Source organism: Halorubrum sp. Atlit-26R (genome assembly GCF_003666015.1).
Taxonomy (GTDB): Archaea; Halobacteriota; Halobacteria; order Halobacteriales; family Haloferacaceae; genus Halorubrum.
Genome location: NZ_QPLT01000195.1, coordinates 1 through 757, shown reverse-complemented (window position 1 = coordinate 757; position 757 = coordinate 1). Strand labels below are relative to the sequence as shown.

Sequence of the window (757 nt, the reverse complement as noted above, 5' to 3'; positions counted from 1 at the left end):
GGTCTAACTTCGGCTTAGACAGAGGTCTGCCTATCAGCTGCTTCGGCAGCCACATGGAGGACAACATCGAGAGCATCCTCCACACCCAGGCCGAGGTGGGCGAGATGACCAAGCAGGGCGGGGGCACGAGCGGATACTTCGGTGAGCTGCGCCCCCGTGGCAGTCCGATAACGAACAACGGCAAGAGCAACGGGAGCTACAGCTTCACGGAGCTGTTCGACACGATCATCAACGTCATCAGCCAGGGCGAAACCCGCCGAGGGCAGTTCGCCGGCTACATCGACGTCGAACACGACGACTTAGAGGAGTGGCTCAACATCAAAACCGAGGGGGACCCGGTACAGGACATCTACTACGGCGTCATCGTCGGTGACGACTGGTTTCAGGCGATGATCGACGGCGACGAGGAGAAGCGGGAGACTTGGGCGAACATCATCGAGACCCGGATCAACATCGGCGTTCCGTACATCATCTTCCGGGGGAACATGAACGAGGGGAAGCCGCAGGTGTACAAGGACAAAGACTACCAGATAAACGCGTCCAACCTGTGTACCGAGATCGCGCTGCCGGCCACCGCGGACGAGAGCTTCGTCTGCTGTCTCTCGAGCATGAACGCGCTCCACTACGACGAGTGGAAGGACACCGACGCGGTGGAGACGCTGACGCGGTTCCTGGACGCGGTGATGGAGGAGTTCATCCAGCGCACGGAGGGCGTCCGGTTCATGGAGCGAGCCGTGCGGTTCGCGAAGCGACACAG

The 757-nt window shown here is 60.8% G+C and carries 1 pseudogene; it reads left to right on the top strand.

The window, feature by feature from the left end:
* Window positions 1-757, top strand: a pseudogene (locus tag DVK07_RS20090) (ribonucleotide-diphosphate reductase subunit alpha); the annotation flags it as partial.